The organism is Paraburkholderia sp. Ac-20347 (assembly GCF_017104805.1).
Taxonomy (GTDB): domain Bacteria; phylum Pseudomonadota; class Gammaproteobacteria; order Burkholderiales; family Burkholderiaceae; genus Paraburkholderia; species Paraburkholderia tropica.
This window is the reverse complement of record NZ_JAAGPN010000196.1, coordinates 1-14,968: the sequence shown is the minus strand read 5'-3', so window position 1 is coordinate 14,968 and position 14,968 is coordinate 1. Positions and strand designations below refer to the sequence as shown.

The window sequence follows — 14,968 nt, the reverse complement described above, 5'->3', positions numbered from 1 at the left end:
GCAGGCCCGTCGCCGCGGGCAGCGCCAGCAGCGTGACGGCCATCAGCACGGTCGCGCCGAGCAGCGTGTGACGCAGGCTGCGCGCCACGTAGCGGCTCGCGAGCGCGTTCGAGAGGAAACCGAACGCGCCGTACGCGAGCAGCACCCACGTCGCGTCCTTGCCCGCGAAACCGGCTTCGTTGAGGAGCGGCACGAGAAACGTGTAGGCGCCGAAGTGCGCGGCGAACAGCAGCGTGATCGTCGCCATGCTGCGCTGGGCCATGCGGTTGCGCGCGAAGGCCAGCAGGCGCGCCGCGCCGGGCGTCGCCGAGGACGTGGCCGGAAGCGCAGGCAGCGCAACGATCTGCACGATCAGGGCGACAGCCGAGAGCGCCGCCGCCGCGAGAAACGCGCCGCGCCACGAGGTCAGATCCGCGACGAAGGTGCCGAACGGCACGCCCACGATCATCGCCGTCGTCGCCCCGCCGAACACCGCCGCCGCCGCGTAATGCACGTGGTCCGCGCGCACCAGCCGCCCGGCGACCGCCAGCGCCATCGACCAGAATGCGCCGAGACTGGCGCCGACCATCGCGCGTCCGAGCAGCATCCAGCCGAATTGCGTCGACACCGCCGACGTGAGCGCCGACGCCAGCAGCAGCACCGAAAGCGCCAGCAACAGCGTACGCCGGTCGATCCGCTTGCCGACGAGCAGCACGCCCGGCGCGGCCAGCGCGGCGAACAGGCCCGGCAGCGTCATCATCAGGCCGCCGTGTCCGGCGCTCACGCCGAACGACTTCACCACGTCCGGCAGAACGCCGACCGGCAGAAACTCGGTGGTCACCGAAGCGAACGAACCGAGCGCGAGCGAGGCCACGGCGGGCCATGCATCGCGCGAGGTATCGGGGGCGGATTGACGAAGCGGAGAATCGATTTCAGACATAAAGCGCCAGCCGGCCGAACGAAGCGCATTCAGCCGACGATGGATGAGGGGAGCGGGAGGCGGACGCCTCGCAATGAACGGCGTCGGTGAATCCAGCATGGACGCCGGCACAGTCCGACGACAGGGACACATCGCGTGCAGCGAAGCGGCCGTCGCGGTTCACGAACGCACAAACACAAAAACCAGCGCAAACGCGAATGTTAGCGCGAGTCAGCCAACACTGGAAGCCGCGCGTAAGCTGCGCGCCCGACTTCCCCGCGTGCATTCAGCGCTTCGCCCTGCCCGCGTTTTTACGCGCCGGTTTGCGCGTCGTCTTGCCTTCCGGCGCGGCCTGACTCACGTCCACGGGCACGAACGGCGCTTCGAAATGCTTGACGAGAAAGTCGATGAAAGCCCGCGCGCGCGGTGACTCGTTGCGCTGGCCCGGATAGTAGACATACAGATCGGCGGACGGCAGCACCACCTCGGGCAGCACGAGTTTGAGCCGCCCGCTCTGGATGTATTTCGCGAGATCCCATTCCGAGCGGATCAGAATGCCGTGGCCGTCGAGCGCCCATCGCAGCACGATATCGCCATCGTTGCTGGACAGCGCGCCGCTCACCTTCAAGGCTTCCAGATGGTCCGCCTGCATGAAGCGCCACACGCCCGACGCATCGTCGTTCTGCGTATGAATGATGCAGCGGTGATCGACCAGATCTTCCTTGCGCCGCGGTACGCCATGCCGTTCCAGATATTTCGGCGATGCGCACAGAAAGCGCCGGTTGCTCATCAAGCGTCGCGCGCGCAGACGCTGGTCCGGCAACTCGCCGAAACGGATCGCCATATCGAACGCGCCTTCGACCAGATCGACGGGCCGGTCCGTCACCTCGAACTGGATATCGACACGCGGATAGCGCCGCGCGAACTCCGACACCAGCGGCGCAATCGTGGTGCGCCCGAAACCCAGCGTCGCGTTGATGCGCAGGCGTCCGTGCGGATCGGCGGGCGAACCGGCCATCGCGTCCTCCATCTCGCGCACCTGTTCGAGAATCTGCGCGGCGTAACGCGCGAAAGTCTCGCCTTCCGGCGTCAGGCTCACGCTGCGCGTGGTGCGGTTGACGAGCCGCGTGCCGAAGCGTTCTTCGAGGATGCCGAGCCGCTTGGTCGCCGCCGGCGGCGTGATGCCGATCGAGCGCGCCGCGCCCGAGAGACTCTTGAGCCGCGCCAGCTGCACGAAGAACGCGAAGTCGGAGGTCGAATCAGTTCTCACTTTGGGTAAAGAATGAAATGAATTGAGGTGAAGTATAGGCGGCCCGGCGGCGGCTATGCTACGTCCCATTGCGCCACTCTGCTTAAACCGCTCAATCCACATTGCGCGCCCACGCATCCATCCAGGAGACCGTCTTATGAGAATCGTCGAGATTCGCGAGCAAACGCTGCCGATCAGTTCGCCGATCCGCAACGCCTATATCGACTTCAGCAAGATGACGCTGAGCCTCGTCGCCGTGATCACCGACGTGATCCGCGACGGCAAACCGGTCGTCGGCTACGGCTTCAATTCGAATGGCCGTTACGGTCAGGGCAAGCTCATGCGCGAGCGCTTCATTCCGCGCCTGCTCGAAGCCGATCCCGCTTCGCTCGTCAACGACGCGGGCGACAATCTCGACCCGCACAAAATCTGGGCGACGATGTTCACCAACGAGAAGCCCGGCGGCCACGGCGAGCGCTCGGTGGCAATCGGCACGATCGACATGGCCGTGTGGGATGCGGTGGCGAAGATCGCGGGCAAGCCGCTCTTTCAACTGCTCGCCGACCGCTACGGCAACGGCGAGCCGAATCGCAAGGTGTTCGTCTACGCGGCGGGAGGCTATTACTATCCGGGCCAGAATCACGACAAGCTCAAGGACGAGATGCGCAGCTATCTCGACCGCGGCTACACGGTGGTGAAGAAGAAGATTGGCGGCGCATCGCTCGACGAGGACCTGCGCCGCATCGACTCGATTCTGAGCGTGCTCGGCGACGGCCAGAAACTCGCGGTCGATGCGAACGGCCGCTTCGATCTCGACACCGCGATCCAGTACGCGAAGGCGCTCTCGCAATACGACCTGTTCTGGTACGAGGAAGCGGGCGATCCGCTCGACTTCGAATTGCAGGCCGCGCTGCGCAACTACTACGACAAGCCGATGGCGACCGGCGAGAATCTGTTTTCGATGCAGGACGCGCGCAATCTGATCCGCTACGGCGGCATGCGCGCGGATCGCGACTGGCTGCAATTCGATTGCGCGCTGAGCTATGGTCTCGTCGAATATCTGCGCACGCTCGACATGCTGCATCAACATGGCTGGTCGCGCAGCCGCTGCATTCCGCACGGCGGCCATCAGATGTCGCTGAATATCGCAGCGGGGCTCGGGCTGGGCGGCAACGAGTCGTATCCGGATCTGTTCCAGCCGTTCGGCGGTTTCCCCGATGGCGTGAAGGTCGAAAACGGTTTCATCACGATGCCGGATTTGCCGGGCATCGGCTTCGAGGGCAAGGCCGATCTTTACGCGCAAATGCAGAAGCTGTCCGCCTGAACAAGCGCGCGTTTAACGAAAAAAGCCTCACGAATGTGAGGCTTTTTTGCATGACGTGTCGCTCGATCAGGACACCGCGCGCGCCGGCAGCAGCTTGCCGTCCCACAGCAGTGCGGCCGTCTTGAAGAACAGCAGGCCGATCACGAGGTTCGAGGCCGCGAACAGCACGAACGCCAGTTCGTGTTCCCAGTGCGGTGCGCCGCGTTGCGCGATCAGCATCGCCAGCGTGGGCAGCGCGGCCGTGCCGAAGCTGAAGGCCCAGTATGACGGCGCGAAGGCTTGCGCACGGATCCACGGCAGCAGACGCAGCAGCAGAAGCGCCTGATACAGACCGTAGCCGAGCAGCGCGTAAGCGATCAAACCCGTCGTGCCGGTCAGCCCCGTCGTCAAACCCGTATGCGCCGCCGTGCCGGTGATCGCCATCCACGCCACGCCGCCGACCACCGGCGGCGCGAGTTGCACGCCGAAGCCAGGGCGCAGCGCGGGCGCCGTCGGGGCGGCATGCGCGGCGCGGTTGAGCAGCATCGATTCGATCGCGAGCCACGAGAGCGCGCCCGCACCGAAGAACAGCATCGCGAGTTCGGGCAGACCGAATGCTGCAGCCGTGGTCGCGGCCACGAAGCCCGGCGCGACGGTCGGCAGATAGATCGCCGGCGTGACAAGTTCCGCATTGCGCGCGCCCTGCCAGAGCCGCCCGTGCAGCATCACGCCGACACCGAGTTGCACGACCGCGCCCACCGCGAACAAGGCCAGCGCGACGTCGGGCGACCAGAGCTTGATCGCCTGCGCCGCCAGCATCGCCGAAACCGGGCCGAGCGCGACGAACGACGACTGCACTTCGTGCGCCCACTCCTTGCGCGCGGCCTCGCGGTGCGCGATCCACTTGATTGCATACATCGCCGTGATCGCGCCCCACACCACGAGCGCGGCGACGGTCAGCACCTGTGCCGCCGCCGTCGGCACTTCCCAGAGCTTCGCCGCGACGCGCCACGCGCCCGCCAGCGCCAGCGCGCCCACTGCGATGCCGAAAAAGCCCGCCGGCATCGGTTCATGCTTGGTGATCCATGCGTTCATGACCCACTCCAGACTTGAGACGGCGGATGCCGTCGTTCGATGGAGTGACTTTAGAGGCGCGGGCGTCTGGCGCGAATGCCGCGCGCGCTCAGGAATATGCCCGATCGTCTCAAGCGTCGAAATCGGCTGCGAAGGCGCACGCCATACAGCGCCTTGCTGCGTCAGGAAGCCGTCTGCGCGAAATCCAGCACGGCCTTGAACCAGCCCGACGTCGTATCGATGACAAGCAGCGCGCCCGTCGACGGATCGACCTGACTGCTCGAAATCCACAGGATGCAGCCGTCCGCGCCCGCCGCGCGCAACGCGTCGAGACGGAAGGTCATCTGGTCGTAGGTAAGCAGATGTTCCGTCCCCGCGCTGTCGGTCCAGATCGGCGTGATGTACGGCAGCACTTTCTTCGACGTGCCGTTGAGCGTATCGAGCGCGCGCGACTGGGACACGGCGAAGCTTGCGGCCGAACTCCAGTTGGCGTCGCCGGTCGCGGTGCCGTCGTAGTTGTAGTTGTACAGCGACGGGCTGTAGTAATCGACCAGCGCGGCCACGCTCGCGTATTGCGGATTGAGCGCGCTGTACGTCGCCTCGGTCGAACTGCTCCAGCCGAAGGTGTTCTGCGGCACCTCGCCGTAAAGCCCGACCACGGCGGTGGGATTGTCGGCCTTGAAGAGTTGCAGCGCCTCGCTCAGATTCGCGACGATGGTCTGGCCGTTGCCCGTCGCCACGCTCGGGTAGAAGCGCTTCGTGTCCCACACTTCGAGGTCGAGCGAAACGGGCGTCTTGCCGGTGCTGTCGGCGGCCTCGGCGGCGGTCGCGATCTTCGTGCTGTCGACGTCGTATTCGTCCGTGCAACTGGATAGCGGACACGTCACGAGCTTGCTCGAATAAATCAGGTTGAGCGGCGCGACGCTTTCGCTCTCGAACCACGCATCGGTGATCGAGTGCGTGCCGCTCGCGTCCTGATATTGCTTGAGCTTCAGGAACTCGTAGATCGAAAAAGGTTTCGCGCAGGTCACGGCGATCGTGGCCGTGTGACCGTCGGTCGTGCTCACGCTGACGGTGGCCGAGCCCGCCGCCACGCAACTCACCGCGCCCGCCGACGAAACCGTGGCGATCGACGTGTCGCTGCTCGACCAGACAATCGTGCTGCTCGCGGGCAGCACGGTCGCCTGCGCCGCGGCCGATTTGCCGACCACCAGCGCGAGCGTGGTGGGCGTGACGCTCAGACTCGTGGTGACGGCGGTGCTGGACGTGGCGGTGTTCGCGGAGGCGGCGTCGCCGGGCGTGCCGCCGCCGCACGCGCTGAGGGAAACCATCGCGGCGCCGAGCAGCGCCGCCCGCACAAGCTGGCTTGAAACCCGGCTTGGAACCTGGCGTAAATCCCGACGAAAAAGCGGTAGCGGGATTCGGCTCGAAAACGTCATGTACAACCTTTTATGAAATGCAGAGGGATCGCAGCGGCGCGCGCGCGTGGCGGCGGCGCCTTTCTCCTTGTCGGCCAAATGGGGCACGACTTGAGGGTGCGCGTTGAGCGCGCAACGATGACGAAGCCGCCCAGGCGCCGCACTCAACGCGCAAATTCGCTGTCGCGCACGGCCTCGATCAGATAGTCGACGAACGACGCAATGCGCGCCGAAATCGCCGTATTGCGGTAGTAGACCGCGTTGATCGGCTGCAGCACCTCCAGCGTCTGCGCCGTAAAAAGCTGCACGAGCGCGCCTTCGCCACGGTCGCGCGCCGTCATGAAATCGGACAGACACACGATCCCTTCGCCCGCCAGCGCGAGTTGCCGCAGCGTCTCGCCGCTCGACGAACGGATGCCCGGCGCGATGCGATACGGCGCGTTATCCGGCCCCGCGAGCGGCCAGACGTTGAGCGCCTCGGGCTCGGTGAAACCCAGCAGCGTGTGCTTCGCGAGGTCGGCCACGCGGCGCGGCTGGCCGTGCGCCTTCAGATACGCGGGACTCGCGAGCACGCGCACGCGGCTGCGTCCGACCGGCTTGCTGTGCAGCGTGGAATCCTTCAACTGGCCGATGCGGATCGCGACGTCCGTGCGCCGCTCCAGCAAATCGATGATCCCTTCGTTGCTGTTCAGCTCCAGCTCGATCTGCGGATAACGCGCGCGATAACCCTGCACGAGCGGCACGATCACATGCAGCATGAACGGCGTCGCCGCGTCCACGCGCAGACGGCCCGACGGCCGTTCGCGGCGCGCGGCCATCTGCTCCTCCGCGCCCTCCACCGACGCGATGATCGCCCGCGCGTCGCGCAGGAACGCGCTGCCCTCCTCGGTCAGTTCGAGACGCCGCGTCGTGCGCCGCAGCAGCGTGGTCCTGAGCTTGTCCTCCAGACGCCCCAGCGTGCGGCTGGTGGCCGAAATCGTCAGCCCGAGCTGATGCGCGGCCACCGTGATCGAACCCGTATCGACCACGCTCACGAAGGCTTGCAGTTCATCCAGTGTGACTTTCATTCTTGATTTGAAATCAAAACTCTTTCGTTTATAGACGACTTTTTCTGCAAAAGTAAAGCGGGCACACTGCGTCCTGTTCAAAAAAACCGCTGGAGCCCTTCCGCCATGACCCCGCCCCTCACTTCCGCGCCCGCACGCGAAGGCCACGCCTGGCTGTCACTGCTGGCGCTCGCCATCGGCGCATTCAGCATCGGCACCACCGAGTTCTCGCCGATGGGCCTGCTGCCCGTGATCGCCGAGGGCGTGCACGTGTCGATTCCCCGCGCCGGCATGCTGATCACCACTTACGCGATCGGCGTGATGGCCGGCGCGCCGCTGATGACGCTCGCGCTCTCGCGCTGGTCGCGCCGCAGCGCGCTGATCCTGCTGATGAGCCTGTTTACGATCGGCAACCTGCTCTCGGCGTTCGCCTCCGACTACACGACGCTGCTGCTCGCGCGCCTCGTCACGAGTCTCAATCACGGCGCGTTCTTCGGCCTCGGTTCGCTGGTCGCCGCGAGCGTGGTGCCGCGCCACAAGCAGGCCAGCGCCGTCGCCACCATGTTCATGGGCCTGACGATCGCCAATATCGGCGGCGTGCCTGCGGCCACCTGGCTCGGTCAGACCATCGGCTGGCGGATGGCGTTCGCGGCGACCGCGGGGCTCGGCGTGCTGACGATGCTGATCCTGCGCGTCGCGCTGCCCAAGGGCGCGGCGGGCCAGGCGCCGAACCTGCGCGGCGAGCTGAAGGTGCTCACGCGCCCGGCCGTGCTCACGGCGATGGCGACGACCGTGCTCGGCGCGGGCGCGATGTTCACGCTCTACACCTATATCGCACCCACGCTCGAACAGATCACGGGCGCCTCGCCGACCTTCGTGACGGCCATGCTCGTGCTCGTCGGCGTGGGCTTTTCGATTGGCAACGCGGCGGGCGGCAAGCTCGCGGACCGCTCGCTCAACGGCAGCCTCGTCGTGTTCCTGACGCTGCTGGTCGCAATCATGCTGGCGTTCCCGCTGCTCGCGAAAAGCCATCTGGGCGCGGCGTTCGCCGTGGTCGTGTGGGGTCTCGCGACCTTCGCCGTGGTGCCGCCGCTGCAGATGCGCGTGATGCGCGCCGCCTCCGAAGCGCCGGGCCTCGCTTCCTCGGTCAACGTGGGCGCCTTCAATCTCGGCAACGCCGTGGGCGCGGCGGCCGGCGGCGCGGCGATCTCGGCGGGCTTCAGCTACGCCGCCGTGCCGGTGGTCGGTGCGCTGATCGCGGTCTCGGGCCTCGCGCTGGTGCTCGTGCAGATCGCCCAGAATCGCCAGCCCGCGCCAAGCGCCGCGCGCTGATTTCACGCTGCTTTTTCAATCGATTACTTCACGGAGTCCATCATGAGCAACATTCCCGCATTCGGTCTCGGCACGTTCCGCCTGCAAGGCCAGGTCGTCATCGACTCGGTGCGCAACGGTCTCGAACTCGGCTATCGCGCCATCGACACCGCGCAGATCTACGGCAACGAAGCCGAAGTCGGCGAAGCCATCGCGGCCTCGGGCGTCGCGCGCGACGATCTCTTTCTCACCACCAAGATCTGGGTCGACAACTATGCGCGCGAGAAGCTGATTCCGAGCCTCAAGGACAGCCTCCACAAACTGCGCACCGATGCCGTGGATCTCACGCTGATCCACTGGCCCGCGCCCAACAACGGCGTCTCGCTCGACGAATTCATGAGCGCGCTCGCCGAGGCGAAGCAGCAAGGTCTGACGAAACAGATCGGCGTGTCGAACTTCAATATCGAACTGACGAAGCAGGCCATTGCCGTGGTCGGCAAGGACAACATCGCGACGAATCAGATCGAATTGAGCCCGTATCTACAAAGCCGCAAGCTCGTTGAATTTTTGCAGCAGGAAGGCATTCACGTGACCTCGTACATGACGCTCGCGTATGGCAAGGTGCTCGGCGATCCGGTGATCCGCGCCGTCGCCGAACGCCGTCACGCGACGCCCGCCCAGGTCGCGCTCGCGTGGGCGCTACGGCTCGGTTACTCGGTGATTCCTTCGTCGACGAAACGCGAAAATCTCGCGAGCAACCTGCTGGCCCAAACGCTCGAACTCAGCGACGACGACATGGCGCAGATCGCGGCGCTCGAACGCAATGGCCGCGAAGTGAGCCCCGATGGTCTCGCGGCGCAGTGGGATTGAGGCGCGGATTCAAGCGCGGATTCAAGCACCTTTAGAAGCATCGCGGCATGCATCGCCGCGATGCCCGCAACACCCATTCTCCAAGGAAAAATGATGGCAAGCGTGAGCGTATCCGTCGATATCGACGCGCCCGTGGAATCGGTCTGGGCAATGCTGGGCGACTTCGACGGCCTGCCCGGCTGGCTCGAATTCGTGCGTTCGTCGCGGCTTTCGGACGGCGGGCGTCTGCGCCATCTCGAAGCGATCGACGGCGCGATCATCGTCGAAGCGCTGCTCGAACACAGCGACGCGGAGCGCTTCTACCGCTATGCGATCGTCGCAGGCCCCGATCCGGTGACGGGCTACGAGGCCGAAGTGTCGGCACGACGTATCGACGCCAACCGGACGACCGTGACGTGGGCCAGCCGCTTCGAGCCGATCGATGCGCACAACGCGGATTCACTCGTTGGGCATTACTCGGTGCTCTACCGCGCGGGCTTGAACCGGCTGAAAGCGCTGACGGAAAGATAAGCGCGTGATCACTGTGTGATAACCCCGCGCTGCGGCTTTCTCCGCAAAATCGCAGCGCAGCATCGCCGCCCGCCTGCGGACACGCCATTTCCCTTAAAATGGTCGTCTATCCACCCCACCCGGCAAGGCGACGCGCTGATGGAACAAGAGCGATACAAGGGCTATGTCCTGTGGGGACATGCCATCGCGCAGCAGGAAGAACTGCTTGCGCCCGAACGCTATGCGGGAAGCGGCACCATCACGCTCGACCTCAAGCTGGTCGAAGCGTCCGGCATACTCGGCACCTTCGACACCGAGCAGGAAGCGCAGGACGCCGGGCTCTCCTGGGCCCGCGCGTGGGTGGATTCGCACGGATAAGCGCACGCATAAACGTACGCATCAGACAGACGGCGCGCTCAGGCCGCCGCTTTTCCACGCGCCCGATCGCGTGCACGCTGCGCATCCTCATGCCGATAATATCGGCCCAGCACATAGCCCGCCGTCGACCCATGCAGCAGCACGGAGATGACGATGGCATCGAGCGCCGCGGGCAGCACGGGCCGCAGCACGTCGCCTGCTTCGACCAGTCCCCAGACCGCATAATAGAACGCGCCCACGCCGCGTATCCCCATCCAGGCCATCAGGCAGCGCTGCCGCGTACCGGCACGCGCGCCGATCATCGACACCAGCACGGCAAGCGGACGCACCACGAACACCAGCACGAGCGCGAACGAGACGGCGCGCCAATCGAGCATCTCGCGCCAGTGCGCCGACACCACGCAACCGATAATCAGCAGTACGGATAATTCGGCGAAGCGCTCGATTTCGAGCGTGAAGCCGGTCATGCTCTCCGCGAGCAGCACGTGTGCACGCTGCGGATCTTTCGCGGCCTCCACGCGCTCGCCAAGCTGAATGGTCTCCAGCGTCTCGGCGGGACGGCGCTCGCCCGTCGCGCGCAATTCCTCGTGACGCAGCGCGACGCCCGCTGCGAACACGGCCACGAACGCGTACGCATGCAGCAGCAACGCGGCGCCATACGCGACCGACATCAGCCCGATGGCGATAAAGCCGTCGAGACCCACGGCTTCGCCATAACGCGTGCGCAGATGAAAAACGAGGCGCACGCACAGCGTGGCCAGCGCCGCGCCGATCAGCAGCGCGCCCGCGACGCCCCAGACGAGTGAAAGCGCAAAGGTGGTCGCGTTCGCCATGCCCGTGACGTGGACGCCGCACCACGCGAGGCCGAGCAAGGCGAACGGCAAGGCCGCGCCGTCGTTGAGCCCGCCTTCGCCGGACAGAGCGAAGCGCACGGGTTCCGCGTCGCCCGCTTCCTGCACGCGCAATTCGTTGGCGAGCACCGGATCGGTCGGCGCCAAAGCGGCGGCGAGAAACAGCGCAACGCCAGGCGCCGCGCCCATCGCGAGTCCGAAGCCGAACATCAACGCGACGCTGATCGCCATCGCGATCACGCCGAGCCGCAGCGGCAGGCGCCAGAGCGGATCGCGCAGACGCACGCGCAAATGCATGCCCACCGAAAACAGCGAGATCACGAGCCCGGCTTCGGCCAGCACGGCGAGCGTGGACGCATTGTCGGCGAGATCGGTATGAACCAGACCCAGCACGCCCGGCCCGACGACAACGCCCACCGCGAGATAAATCATCGCGCCCGTGAGCGGCAGACGCGCGATCGGTCCGCGCGCGAGCGCCACGACCATCAGCAGCACGCCGACCAGCAAAAACCACAGTGCTTCTTCCGACATCGCTCGTGCGTGTTCCTTTTCCTTGCCTTGTTGAATTGGCCTGCAAATCAGGCGTCGATGCATGCGTCGAGGCTAGATGTCTTCCGGGCCTTCGATGCGATCGGGCAACACGTCGTCATCAGGACGCAGGGTTTCGTCGCCGTCGGCGGACGCGCGTTCGCCCGTGCCGCTACGGTCGGTGTCGCTGCGCTCTTCTTCAGGGCCCAATTCGAGCGCGTGATTGTCGAGTTCCGTATCGCGGTCGAATTCGTGGCGCTTTGCGCCGAGCGTATCGCTGCCGCTATCGGACGAATCTCCGGGTCCGAGCGATTCGATATCGTGTCCGGGCGCGACGGGTTGCGTCTCTTCGCCTGCGTTGTCATTGTCGGGATCGAGTGTGCTGCTCATGATGTCCTCCGTAACGTTCGTCGTGCATTGCACATCGCACACGATGGCCTGTGCAAACGCCGAACCCGGTTCGAATCATGAGCAGCGTCCGTACGTTCGCCGGTACGTAATGACGTAATGACGTAATGACCGACAAGGTCGAAATTACCGTCATCGATAAAACCTGACACATGCCGCGCAAAGGCCTACGATTCGTAGACCTGTGTTCGCGCAGCAAGCCATGCAAGGACCGGGCAGGACTGCACCTTGCTGCGCCAGACAGGCCCGACCAATCCGCAGAGGATTGGCGCCGGGCATTTTCATTACGCCAAACTTCACGGAGGATCGAGATGAGAATCGAGTTTACGAATCGACGTCATAGCGTGGCGGCTGCACGCATCGCGTTCGAAGCGCATGTCGACGACAGGCCGGTCTGGTGCAGCGTATCGATGGATGCGCTCAACACACGCTTCGGCAATGAAGGCACGTCGTCGAGTTCGCTATTGAGTGCGTTCGACGCCAACCGGCCCACCATCGAGCGCGCGGCACGGCACGCGCTCTCGAAGAATGGCGGTCAGTCGCTCGAGCTCGAACCCGGCGATTTCTCGTGAATCAACGCGCCGCGCGCCGGGATGCGCGCGGCGCGCCTCCGCCTTTCCCCGCGCTCGCGTGATGCAAACGACTCAATAGAAATCGCGCGCGAACAGCGGACACCGTCCCGCCGCGAGACGCTGCGGCATGACGCGTTGCGCGACCGCTTCGATGCGGCTGCGATGCCGGTCGAACGCGGCGATCATGGTGTCGCGACGCGAACGGCTCGCGCCGAAATGCTCCTCTATGGCTTCGAGCGACAGCTCGCAGATCACCTCGACGCCATCGACGAATGCCGCGAACGCAATGGTCCGGTTCGTCGTCCAGAATGCGGGTCCGGATGGGAAATGGATGAGCAACATGGTTCTCCACAGGAGCGCACCCTATGCGCGCTGGGCGAAAGAGCATTTTCCGCGCCCAGGCCATCGCGTCGCCGTCGCCACGTTGCCCGTTCGAATCAGGTGCCGATCAATTCCGGAATGCGCGCCTTCAAGGCGTCGATGGCCACGCGCGTCTTCGCACGTAAATAGCGCACCTGGGGCCACACCGCGTAAATCTCCTGCGAACGCACGCGATAGCTGTCGAGTACCGGCATGAGCGCGCCGCTCGCCAGATGGCGCGCGACCAGCCAGCACGGCAGCCACGCCAGCCCGTGACCGTCGATGGCGGCCGTGGCGATCGCCTGCACGTCGTCCATGCTGATCTGCGTGCGGATACGCACGGGTTGCGTCTGCGCGTTGGGACCGCGCGCGTCCCACGGCGCGATCACGCCGGCGCGCGAATAGGCGATGCCGGTGTGATCCGCGAGATCGGCGAGACTGGCGGGCGTGCCGTGACGCGCCAGATACGCGGGCGCCGCGGCGATCACGATGTGCTGCGTGCCCAGATGGCGCGCCGCGAGCGTGGTGCTGTCGCGCAACTCGCCGATGCGCACCGCGAGGTCCAGCCCCTCTTCGATCAGATCCGTAAAGCGGTCGGTGAACGACAGATCGATCTGCAGTTGCGGATACTGCCGCGCGAGATCGAGCAGCACCGGCGCGACGCACCAATGCCCGAACGCCTCCGGCACGCTCACGCGCAGCCGCCCGGCCGGTTCCGCGCGACTGATGTCGAATGAGGCTTCGGCGTCGTCGAGTTCCGCGAGCGCGCGCACGCAGCGCTCGTAATAGCACTGCCCCTCGGTCGTCAGCGTCTGGCTGCGCGTGCTGCGATGAAGCAGGCGCACGCCCAGCCGCGTTTCCAGCCGTGTAATGGCCTTGCCGACCGCCGAGCGCGTGAGATTCAGCCGCTCGGCGGCCAGCGCGAAGCTGCCCGCCTCCACGACCTGTACGAAGGTCGCGACACCATCCAGTTTGTCGTTCATTGGTTCCTCAGGGAAATCCTGATAGGGACGCAAACGCGTCAATACGGGAATTTCATTCCCATAAACTGAGTGTAGCCGATTCGACGACACACGAATCTCCCCCGCTCACCCTGGAGCCCTCACATGCAGCTATCCGAACTCGGGCAGGACCTCGCCCGCGAAACCCACGACCCGCTGCGCCCCACGCAGACGCGCCAGAACACCCTCGCGCTGATCGCCGTCTGCCTCGCGGCCATGAGTTTTTCGCTCGAAATTTCGAGCGTGCCGATGATCCTGCCGACGCTCGAAGTCGTGCTGCACGGCGACTTCAAGCAGATGCAATGGATCATGAACGCCTACACGCTCGCGTGCACGACCGTGCTGATGGCGACCGGCACGCTCGCCGACCGCTTCGGCCGCAAGCGCGTGTTCGTCGTCACCATCGTGCTGTTCGGCGCGGCGTCCTGGCTGTGCGGACTGGCGTCGAGCACGACGGCGCTGATCGCGAGCCGCTTCGTGCAAGGCGCGAGCGGCGGCGCGATGCTCATCTGCCTCGTCGCCGTGCTCTCGCATCAGTTCCCGCAAGGCGCGGCGCGCGCGCGGGCATTCAGCGCGTGGGGCATCGTGCTCGGCATCGGCCTCGGATTCGGCCCGCTGGTGGGCGGCGCGATCGTGGCGCTGTCGAGCTGGAAATGGGTGTTCTGGGTGCATGTGGCGATCGCCGTGGTCACGCTCGGCCTCGCGCTCGCCGGCGTGCGCGAATCGCGCGATCCGCAGGCGCGCAAGCTCGACATCGCGGGCATGGTCACGCTGTCGGCATCGGTGTTCGGCTTCGTCTGGACCATCACGCAAGGCGCGGATATCGGCTTTTTCAGCGTCCCGGCGCTGAGCGTGCTGGCCGCGAGCGCCGCCAGTTTCGCGGCGTTCGTCGCGATCGAATTGCGCGCCGCGCATCCGATGTTCGACTTCTCGGTCTTCAGGATCCGCAGCTTCTCGGGCGCGCTGCTCGGCTCGGTCGGCATGAACTTCAGCTTCTGGCCATTCATCATTTATTTGCCGATCTATTTCCAGAGCGTGCTGCGCGAAAGCCCGCTCGCTTCCGGACTGTCGCTGCTCGCCTACACGCTGCCGACGCTCGTGTTCCCGCCCATCGGCGAACGCCTCGCGCTGCGCCTGCAGCCCGCGCGCGCGATTCCGGCGGGCCTCTTCACGATCGGGCTGGGCTTCCTGCTGATGCGCGCGGGCAGCGCC

16 protein-coding genes are annotated in these 14,968 nt (G+C 65.6%); 7 read left to right on the top strand and 9 right to left on the bottom strand.

Annotated elements, in window-relative coordinates:
- On the bottom strand, positions 1-919 hold a 919-nt coding region (locus G3N97_RS27995), incomplete at its 3' end, for an MFS transporter (protein WP_205996250.1).
- A gap of 265 nt (positions 920-1,184) precedes the next feature.
- Positions 1,185-2,168, bottom strand: coding sequence for a LysR family transcriptional regulator (locus tag G3N97_RS27990; RefSeq protein WP_205996249.1), 984 nt, complete (start codon positions 2,166-2,168; stop codon positions 1,185-1,187).
- Between the two features lie 136 nt (positions 2,169-2,304).
- Between G3N97_RS27990 and G3N97_RS27985 the strand changes: the two genes are divergently transcribed.
- Positions 2,305-3,471, top strand: coding sequence for a mandelate racemase/muconate lactonizing enzyme family protein (locus G3N97_RS27985; RefSeq protein ID WP_065059701.1), 1,167 nt, complete (start codon positions 2,305-2,307; stop codon positions 3,469-3,471).
- A 66-nt stretch (positions 3,472-3,537) separates the two neighbouring features.
- Here G3N97_RS27985 and tehA read toward each other — a convergent pair whose 3' ends face one another.
- The 3 genes from tehA to G3N97_RS27970 all read right to left on the bottom strand — a co-directional run bounded on the left by tehA (position 3,538) and on the right by G3N97_RS27970 (position 7,009).
- On the bottom strand, positions 3,538-4,545 hold the full coding sequence (gene tehA / locus G3N97_RS27980) for a dicarboxylate transporter/tellurite-resistance protein TehA (RefSeq protein WP_205996248.1): 1,008 nt from the start codon (positions 4,543-4,545) through the stop codon (positions 3,538-3,540).
- A 161-nt stretch (positions 4,546-4,706) separates the two neighbouring features.
- A complete protein-coding gene (locus G3N97_RS27975; protein ID WP_205996247.1) occupies positions 4,707-5,855 on the bottom strand; it encodes an Ig-like domain-containing protein in 1,149 nt (382 codons plus the stop codon).
- A 251-nt stretch (positions 5,856-6,106) separates the two neighbouring features.
- Entirely contained in the window at positions 6,107-7,009 is a 903-nt protein-coding gene (locus G3N97_RS27970; RefSeq protein WP_205996246.1) for a LysR family transcriptional regulator, read from the bottom strand.
- 105 nt (positions 7,010-7,114) lie between these two features.
- Here G3N97_RS27970 and G3N97_RS27965 point away from each other — a divergent pair, with 105 nt between their 5' ends.
- The 4 genes from G3N97_RS27965 (at position 7,115) to G3N97_RS27950 (ending at position 10,036) form a co-directional block, all read left to right on the top strand.
- Positions 7,115-8,320: an MFS transporter gene (locus G3N97_RS27965; RefSeq protein ID WP_205996245.1), complete on the top strand. Its 1,206-nt coding sequence runs from the start codon at positions 7,115-7,117 to the stop codon at positions 8,318-8,320.
- A gap of 42 nt (positions 8,321-8,362) precedes the next feature.
- A complete protein-coding gene (dkgB, locus tag G3N97_RS27960; RefSeq protein ID WP_205996244.1) occupies positions 8,363-9,169 on the top strand; it encodes a 2,5-didehydrogluconate reductase DkgB in 807 nt (268 codons plus the stop codon).
- 93 nt (positions 9,170-9,262) lie between these two features.
- Positions 9,263-9,679, top strand: a complete 417-nt coding sequence (locus tag G3N97_RS27955; RefSeq protein ID WP_205996243.1) for an SRPBCC family protein — start codon at positions 9,263-9,265, stop codon at positions 9,677-9,679.
- Between the two features lie 138 nt (positions 9,680-9,817).
- Entirely contained in the window at positions 9,818-10,036 is a 219-nt protein-coding gene (locus tag G3N97_RS27950) for a hypothetical protein (RefSeq protein ID WP_065059707.1), read from the top strand.
- Positions 10,037-10,074: 38 nt separating this feature from the next.
- Here G3N97_RS27950 and G3N97_RS27945 read toward each other — a convergent pair whose 3' ends face one another.
- Positions 10,075-11,418, bottom strand: coding sequence for a cation:proton antiporter (locus G3N97_RS27945; RefSeq protein ID WP_205996242.1), 1,344 nt, complete (start codon positions 11,416-11,418; stop codon positions 10,075-10,077).
- A 72-nt stretch (positions 11,419-11,490) separates the two neighbouring features.
- Entirely contained in the window at positions 11,491-11,805 is a 315-nt protein-coding gene (locus tag G3N97_RS27940; RefSeq protein ID WP_241030868.1) for a chemotaxis protein, read from the bottom strand.
- 329 nt (positions 11,806-12,134) lie between these two features.
- Here G3N97_RS27940 and G3N97_RS27935 point away from each other — a divergent pair, with 329 nt between their 5' ends.
- On the top strand, positions 12,135-12,395 hold the full coding sequence (locus G3N97_RS27935; RefSeq protein WP_065059709.1) for a DUF1488 domain-containing protein: 261 nt from the start codon (positions 12,135-12,137) through the stop codon (positions 12,393-12,395).
- A 72-nt stretch (positions 12,396-12,467) separates the two neighbouring features.
- On the opposite strand, the gene G3N97_RS27930 is transcribed toward G3N97_RS27935, so the two are convergent.
- Together G3N97_RS27930 and G3N97_RS27925 are read right to left on the bottom strand one after the other, a co-directional pair.
- Entirely contained in the window at positions 12,468-12,737 is a 270-nt protein-coding gene (locus tag G3N97_RS27930) for a DUF1488 domain-containing protein (RefSeq protein WP_205996241.1), read from the bottom strand.
- A 95-nt stretch (positions 12,738-12,832) separates the two neighbouring features.
- The gene (locus tag G3N97_RS27925; protein WP_205996240.1) at positions 12,833-13,738 is read right to left on the bottom strand and encodes a LysR family transcriptional regulator; all 906 of its coding nucleotides are present in this window, start codon (positions 13,736-13,738) and stop codon (positions 12,833-12,835) included.
- Between the two features lie 234 nt (positions 13,739-13,972).
- Between G3N97_RS27925 and G3N97_RS27920 the strand changes: the two genes are divergently transcribed.
- On the top strand, positions 13,973-14,968 hold a 996-nt coding region (locus tag G3N97_RS27920), incomplete at its 3' end, for an MFS transporter (protein ID WP_241030870.1).